This window comes from Enterobacter chinensis (assembly GCF_034008295.1).
Classification (GTDB): Bacteria; Pseudomonadota; Gammaproteobacteria; order Enterobacterales; family Enterobacteriaceae; genus Enterobacter; species Enterobacter chinensis.
This window is the reverse complement of sequence record NZ_JARDVI010000018.1, coordinates 1-783: the sequence shown is the minus strand read 5'-3', so window position 1 is coordinate 783 and position 783 is coordinate 1. Positions and strand designations below refer to the sequence as shown.

Annotated in this window: 1 protein-coding gene; it reads left to right on the top strand. The window is 63.1% G+C overall.

Going from position 1 to position 783, the window contains the following annotated elements; translation table 11 throughout:
* Positions 1-4 precede the first annotated feature (4 nt).
* A partial coding sequence (locus tag PYW49_RS23280; RefSeq protein WP_320387685.1) for a type VI secretion system Vgr family protein occupies positions 5-783 on the top strand: 779 nt, incomplete at its 3' end.

Sequence of the window (783 nt, the reverse complement as noted above, 5' to 3'; positions counted from 1 at the left end):
GATTATGCTCAACCGAATTACCGTTCAGCTCCCGGTCGAGGGGCTGCTCTTCTGGAAACTCTCCGGCCGCGAGGCGATGTCCGAGTCGTTCGCCCTGACGCTGACCCTGCTTGGCACGGATGCGCGCATTGACCGCAGCAAATTGCTCGGGCAGCCGGTCACGGTGACCATCCCGACGCAGAACCTGCTTACCTCCCGCTATATCAACGGCAAAGTCACGCGCGTGGCGGTGAGCGCCGTTGAGCTGACGGGCACCCGCTACGCGGTGTACCAGCTGACGGTGGAGCCGGACCTGTGGCCGATGAAGCGCGACCGTAACCTGCGTATCTTCCAGGGGCAGACGGTGCCGCAGATAGTGAAAACCCTGCTGGGGGAACATCAGGTCAACGTGGAGGATAAGCTCACCGGCAGCTACCGCGTATGGGACTATTGCGTGCAGTATCAGGAGTCGAGCCTGGACTTCATCAGCCGCCTGATGGAGCTGGAGGGGATTGCGTATCACTTCAGCCACGAGGCGGACAAACACACCCTGGTGCTCACCGACGCCGCCACCCAGCACCAGCCGTTCAGCGGCTACGAGGTGATTCCGTATCACCAGACGCCGTCCGGCGGCAGCACGGACGAAGAGGGCATCAGTCAGTGGGCGCTGGAGGACAGCGTGACGCCGGGGATTTACAGCCTCGACGACTATGACTTCCGCAAGCCGAACGCGTGGCTGTTCCAGGCGCAGCAGAACCCGGCGTCGCCGAAGCCGGGCAGCATTGACGTCTACGACTGGCCGGG